Annotated in this window: 6 protein-coding genes; 5 read left to right on the top strand and 1 reads right to left on the bottom strand. The window is 33.2% G+C overall.

Features of this window, described 5'->3' with window-relative positions; translation table 11 throughout:
• The first annotated feature begins 123 nt into the window (after window positions 1-123).
• The 5 genes from ACZIYX_RS10930 to ACZIYX_RS10910 all read left to right on the top strand — a co-directional run bounded on the left by ACZIYX_RS10930 (window position 124) and on the right by ACZIYX_RS10910 (window position 5,612).
• Entirely contained in the window at window positions 124-939 is an 816-nt protein-coding gene (locus ACZIYX_RS10930; protein WP_462682272.1) for an AraC family transcriptional regulator, read from the top strand.
• A 76-nt stretch (window positions 940-1,015) separates the two neighbouring features.
• Window positions 1,016-1,513, top strand: coding sequence for a VOC family protein (locus ACZIYX_RS10925; protein WP_462682271.1), 498 nt, complete (start codon window positions 1,016-1,018; stop codon window positions 1,511-1,513).
• A gap of 298 nt (window positions 1,514-1,811) precedes the next feature.
• The gene (locus tag ACZIYX_RS10920) at window positions 1,812-2,330 is read left to right on the top strand and encodes a nuclear transport factor 2 family protein (RefSeq protein WP_462682270.1); all 519 of its coding nucleotides are present in this window, start codon (window positions 1,812-1,814) and stop codon (window positions 2,328-2,330) included.
• A 447-nt stretch (window positions 2,331-2,777) separates the two neighbouring features.
• Window positions 2,778-3,992 (top strand): cation:proton antiporter, encoded by a 1,215-nt coding sequence (locus ACZIYX_RS10915; RefSeq protein WP_462682269.1) that lies wholly within the window; start codon window positions 2,778-2,780, stop codon window positions 3,990-3,992.
• Window positions 3,993-4,886: 894 nt separating this feature from the next.
• Window positions 4,887-5,612: a YebC/PmpR family DNA-binding transcriptional regulator gene (locus ACZIYX_RS10910; RefSeq protein WP_462682268.1), complete on the top strand. Its 726-nt coding sequence runs from the start codon at window positions 4,887-4,889 to the stop codon at window positions 5,610-5,612.
• Between the two features lie 74 nt (window positions 5,613-5,686).
• Here the strand turns inward: ACZIYX_RS10910 and glyA are convergent, their stop codons facing one another.
• The gene (glyA, locus tag ACZIYX_RS10905; RefSeq protein ID WP_462682267.1) at window positions 5,687-6,961 is read right to left on the bottom strand and encodes a serine hydroxymethyltransferase; all 1,275 of its coding nucleotides are present in this window, start codon (window positions 6,959-6,961) and stop codon (window positions 5,687-5,689) included.
• Window positions 6,962-7,052 lie beyond the last annotated feature (91 nt).

Below are 7,052 nucleotides of genomic sequence, written 5' to 3'. Positions count from 1 at the left end.
AATTACTACCTGGATATCAAGAAAATTCTATACTGTAGTTGCTCGGATGCATACGCTTAACCATGTAATTAATCATACAAAAACACCGTTGCAGGTGATTCAAAAAAAACATTTTATCAATCCATGAACTATCAAACATTTCAACCTCATCCAGATTTAGAATCTCTTGTTAGTTGTTATTGGACTTTAGAGATTCCTGCAGAAAATGAAGCGAAAAGACAACGGATAATACCAGATGGTTGTATTGAAATGGCATTTATTCTTGGAGACGATATAAAGCGATATACCACACAAGATGAATTTATTATACAACCGCGTGCAATGGTACTCGGACAAACTATAGAACCATTTAATATCGAGCCAACAGGTTACGTAAATACATTTGCAATTAGATTTTACCCCTATGGGTTTGCCAATTTTGTTACTATACCTATTAAAGATTTAGCAAATAAAGAAACTCCTATAGAATTATTGTTTGGAGCAAACACCGCTAAAGAATTGGAACAAAAAATAATTCAAGCAACAGACAATAAACAACGAATTGAAATCATAGAAAACTTTCTTTTAAAAAAGCTAAATAACAAAACAACCATTGACAATATTGTAAAAAAGACCGTTGATGCTCTTTTATTATCAAATGGAACGGAATCGATAACGACCATTCTTAAAGAAGACTTGTCTAAAAGAAGACAACTCGAAAGAAATTTTAAAAAGCAAATTGGTGTTAGCCCAAAACAACTTGGCAAAGTAATTCGACTTCAAACTGCATTAAAAATGTTGTTGCACAAAAAAACGGATACCTTAACCAATATTGCATACGAAAGTGAATATTTCGACCAAGCACATTTCATAAAAGACTTTAAGGAGTTTACAGGAATCAATCCGAAGGAGTTTTTAGGTAACGAAAACATGGCTCTTTCAATCCTCTTCTACAAATAAATAAAGATGTCGCATTTTTACAATTTCAGACCTCGCAAATAACTCATATTCGTACTTCTAAATTTAAACAGTAAATATGAAAAAGACAATACGCTATAGTACGATTATACTTTTCTTTTGCATTGTAGCTTGCAAAGGTCAAGACAAATCTAATAGCCAGAACCAACAAACTGATTCAAACAAAACACAAAAAATAAAGAACGATATGAAAAGTTTTATTTCCATTTTTGAAATTCCGGCAACAGATATTTCAAGAGCAGTCGATTTTTATCAGGCAATTTTGGACATTAACATTGAAAAAATGGAATTCGCAGAAATGCAAATGGGAATATTCCCATACGAAGGGCAAATGGTTACAGGAGTTATTATGAAAGCAAAAAACTACAAACCATCGGCTGATGGAGTGACCATATATTTAAATGGAGGAGATAACCTTCAAACAATTCTTGATAAAGTCGAGAAAAATGGTGGGAAAATAATTGTTCCCAAATCACTTCACGCAGATGAAAGCGGATATTATGCACTATTTATCGATTCGGAAGGCAATAAAATTGGTCTGCACTCCCCAAACTAAACGCAGAAAAAGATCGAACGAACAATCGTATAGATGGCTCCGCCATCGTTAGATAGCAGAGTACTCCTTGCACAATCCTAATGGGTTTATCAAAGCACCACCTGCCCCCATACGGGTTTCTTATACGGCAGTTTATCAAATCAAAGTTTACTTAGTTTGTCACAAAAATATATCCTTTTCTATTACCTCTGGGTATGGTAATAGATATGGATTATACAAAAGCCAACAAATTGGCGTAAATTTACCCCAATACAAACCAAAAGCAAAGTTTTTATACAAACTAACGTTATCAAAAATTATGAAAAGAGCATTTTATAGTATTTTATTTTTATTACTCAACTTGTATTCATTTGGTCAAACCGAAAAAAACAGCAGTAATAAGATTGCATTGGACTACATGGAAGCTTATGGCAATTGGGATTTTGATAAAATGAAAACCTTTTATTCAGAAAACATACATTTTGAGGATCCTACTGCTAAAGAAGCTTTTAAACAATCTTTTGTATTTGATGGAAAAGATAATGTGCAAAACTTTTTCAAAAATGTTTTTAAAGATAAATTTAAAAATGATAAACCTCCTTATATTAATTTTATCATAGAAAAAAGCTACACTTCTGGGGTACATACCATTATTAATTCAACATTTGAATGTATATTGCCTACATCATGGTTTAAAGAAAACAGTACTGAGACCGTTCTCATATCCGTTCCGTTCACAACCATTTTAACTATAGAAAATGGTTTAATTAACCGTCATATAGATTACGGAAACTACGCAAAATACTTTGAACAGATAAATGCTCAAATTAAGAAGTGAAAATTTTTGCCAGTCAAGAAAAAAAAGGGGCACTCCTATCCCCTCTTTACCGGTTTTACTTACATAGCTTACCAAAATACGGGCAGGCTCAGAACAGGCTAAACAGATCTTATATATGGTGGTTCATCAAATCGAAATATGCTCCAAACCTTATTACTTGCTTTACCTACCAACACGATTTTGCGTATAAAGAACTTTTACCCATTGGAAGATTCGTGTAAATGAACTATATTTACCATTCAAGGCACTCCATAATTTGTATAATTCATTGCGGTTGAATTCTTAATCAGAAGTCAATGCAAGTTTGCTATCTTTAGGCTACGACAAAAAGAACTCTACAGGTTTTTCTGCACCGTATCATAGCCAAATCGTTACCAAATATGCAACAAAGAAAACTAACGCAATGAAAAGGATAATAAGAAAAATCTAATATATAAAAATTGGTATATGCCTGAGATATCTTTTGAACTTCCTTTCTTCACTAACCTATTAATTTTATTAGTTGCAGCAAAATTATTAGGCGAAATATTTGAACGGTTTCAGCAACCTTCTATGATTGGAGAAATATTGGCCGGAATAATTTTGGGACCTAGTCTATTTAACCTAATTCATAAGACAGAAGAAATTAAAGTCGTTTCTGAAATTGGAATATTTCTTTTAATTATTATGGTGGGTTTAGAAATTAACATTAACTCAATACTTAAATCATTAAAAGGGAGAAATCTTTTAATTTCATTAATGGCCTTCTTTTTACCTATTATAAGTGGTGCAAGTATTGGTTATTGGTTTAACCAAGACATTATGACATCATTGTTTATCGGGCTCTGTGTGGCTATTACAGCTCTTCCTGTTAGCATCAGAATTCTTATGGATTTAGGTAAAATAAATAGCAACATTGGCCAAAAAATAATTTCTGTAGCAATTTTTGACGATGTCCTGGCTTTAACAATTCTTGGTATTCTGATCAATATTAAGGATACAGATTTTTCTGTATTATCAATTGTAAAGGCAGGTTCAATTTCTTTATTAAAATTAATATTATTTATTGTTGTTTTAAGCCTTGTTTACTTTTTAATAAAAAAAGTTCTTCAAAGAGGTGATTATATTGAAAAATCATTAAACAAACTCATATCATTATTAAAAGGCAAAGAGCCATTATTTGCTTTGTTTTTTGCATTCATATTATTGTTTTCGACATTTACAGAGACATTGGGATTGCATTTCATTGTTGGTGCCTTTTTTGGTTCAATGCTAGTAAGTGAGCAGTTAGTAGGAAAAGAGAATTTGAAAACAATTGAAAAAACTACAAGTAATATTGCAATGGGTTTTTTAGCTCCGGTATTTTTTGCTGGTATCGGTCTTGAATTTAACTTATTATCTGTCAACAACATTGGGCTTTTAATGGCAGTACTAGTTATTTCATATTTATCAAAAATTATTGGGGGTTATATAGGAGGAAGATTTGCAGGACTTAATGGAAAAACTTCTTTGACTATTGGAATAGGTCTAAATGCAAGGGGAATAATGGAGTTAGTAATTGCTAATATTGCTTATAATGCTGGACTAATTAGTATAGAGATTTTTTCAATACTTGTAATAATGGGAATTCTTACAACCTTATCTACACCTTTCTTATTAAAAAAAGCATTTAAACATGAATGAAAACACACAACGGGTAGTCGGGTAACAATAAGGAAAGATTTTATCAATAAAACTGGGAGTACACCCCAAAGTAACCTATCAATACAAATTCAAGAATACATATTTGCAAAGTAGCTACTCCCCAATAACCAAGGATAGTTTTGTCCTGGAAATCGATGGGGTGGATAATCATATTTTTGAAAGTTATCTCAAAAAAGTTAACCTTACAAAATCCTAAAAAATATAAGACTGCGGTAATTGACAATGCAGCTTTTTACTCCACAAAAAAAAATAACGATACCAAAAAAGATATCCCTTCTAAGAATACTTGCCTATAACCCTTAACCGAACCTTTGTAAACAAATAATACCATTTTAACTTTGAAATAGCACTAATAAATTGTTTCTTTTTCATCTATTCTTCGTTAAAAAACATAACCGTAACTACAGCTATGCTTGATACCAGATCAAGTCTGGTACAAGCTTTTTGCCTTGAATACTTAAAAAATAAATTCAATTTCTATACGCACTATTTCAAAGTTAAAATGGTATAAGATAAGGGTTCAAAAGCCACCCCATTCAAGACTATAAAAGACATAAAATAACGACTTGTACAAAAAGTATGTCAAATGCACAAAGAATTTATAAAACCAATAACCAGAAATCATCATTACAAAAACAGCTTTTTAGCACACTTTTAAGGTTTATCTCGCTACCGCTTTGTTCTCCCATAATTAATGTATTCAACTCCCTTATTTTAAGGTTTGGCATCAATACCAGATCTTGCAATACTAAAAACATCTTCCAGATCTTGCATATTCTTAAAAATATAATAACCTTTACCTGAAAATAAACAAACATTTGTCAAAAACTTGGTTTCTACTTATGTTTGTATTCAGATTTTTAAATTTAGTATATGGGAAGAGCTTTTGAGTTTCGAAAAGCACGTAAGATGAAACGCTGGTCTGCAATGGCCAAAGCGTTTACCAGAATTGGTAAAGATATTGTAATGGCTGTAAAAGAAGGCGGACCAGATCCTGCTTCTAACTCTCGCCTTAGAGCAGTAATCCAGAATGCCAAGGCTGTGAACATGCCTAAGGACAATATCGAAAGAGCCATCAAAAAAGCGTCAGACAAAGATCAAGGAAACTATAAGGAAGTACTTTTTGAAGGGTATGCACCTCATGGAATTGCTATTTTGGTAGAAACAGCCACAGATAACAATAATCGAACGGTTGCCAATATAAGATCTTATTTTAATAAATGTGATGGCAATTTGGGAACATCCGGTTCTGTAGAATTTATGTTTGACCATACCTGTAACTTTAGGATTAATAGTGAAGGTCTGGATCCTGAAGAATTGGAGCTTGAGTTTATTGATTATGGAGCCGAGGAGGTATTTCAAGATGAAGATGGTATATTGATATATGCCCCCTTTGAGAGCTTTGGTGCCATACAAAGAGAATTAGAAAACCGTGAGATAGAAATTCTGTCTTCAGGATTTGAGCGTATCCCACAGGTAACCAAAAAACTAACTCCGGAGGAAGCTGCCGATGTAGAAAAATTATTAGAAAAAATAGAGGAAGATGACGACGTGCAAAACATTTACCATACAATGGAAGAATCTTCTTCAGAAGAATAAAAGTGTTTGTATAATCACAAAAAAAGAGTTTAGCTGGTGCTAAACTCTTTTTTTGTGATTATATACTACAGACATTACCCTACAAACAAAGGTCTGCCTGCCATCATTTCATTAACCTCATCGGCAATACCATGCAATATTTCTTCATTTTCTGTATTTATGATTACCTTGTCTATTAACTCTACAATTGCCAACATATCATTTTCTTTTAATCCACGAGTAGTAACTGCAGAAACCCCAATACGAATTCCTGAAGTAACAAAAGGAGACTGATCATCAAAAGGCACCATATTTTTGTTAACCGTAATTTCGGCAACACCTAACGCTTCTTCTGCTTGTTTACCAGTAACGCCTTTATTTCGTAAATCTATAAGCATCATGTGGTTATCTGTGCCTCCAGAAATAACCTCGTACCCTTTCTTTACAAAAGCAGCAGCCATAACCGCGGCATTTTTCTTTACTTGTACGATATAATGTAAAAAATCATCTGTCAAAGCCTCTCCAAATGCGATTGCTTTTGCAGCGATTATATGCTCTAAAGGACCTCCTTGGTTTCCAGGAAATACGGCACTATCTAACAATGAAGACATCATCCTTTTTTTGCCATTCTTTAAAGTAATTCCAAAAGGATTCTCAAAATCTTCGCCCATTAGGATAAGACCACCTCTTGGACCACGTAATGTTTTATGTGTTGTTGTCGTAACTACATGACAATGAGGAATAGGATCTGAAATTACTCCTTTTGCAATTAGTCCTGCCGGATGCGCTATATCTGCAAAAAGAATCGCTCCTACACTATCTGCTATTTCTCTAAATCTTTTGTAGTCGATTTCTCTTGAATATGCAGATGCACCTGCAATGATTAATTGCGGTTTTTCTGCTAAAGCAATTTCCTGAATTTTATCATAATTTAATCTTCCGGTTTCTTTATCTACTCCATAAAAGGCAGTTTCATACAATTTACCCGAAAAATTAACCGGAGAACCATGTGTTAAATGCCCTCCATGAGAAAGATCAAAACCTAATATTTTATCTCCTGGTTTAAGACATGCATGATATACTGCCGTATTTGCCTGAGATCCGGAATGAGGTTGTACATTAGCATACGTTGCGCCAAACAGTTCTTTAGCACGGTCTATAGCAATTTGTTCTATAACATCTACTACAGCACATCCGCCATAATACCTTTTACCAGGATACCCTTCGGCATATTTATTGGTTAATACAGACCCGGCAGCCTCCATTACTTGTTCACTCACAAAGTTTTCTGAAGCTATAAGTTCTAATCCGTTGATTTGACGTTCTTTCTCGTCCTGAATCAAATCAAATATTTGTTCGTCGCGTTGCATGAATTGATAGTTTGTTAATAAAAGGGTAAAAATAGGAAATCCATTCCTTAAATTAGTCTAAATAGCGCCTAATAAATATAAACAACTTGTT

It is taken from the genome of Aquimarina sp. (assembly GCF_977115655.1).
This window is presented reverse-complemented; position numbering and strand designations above follow the sequence as displayed.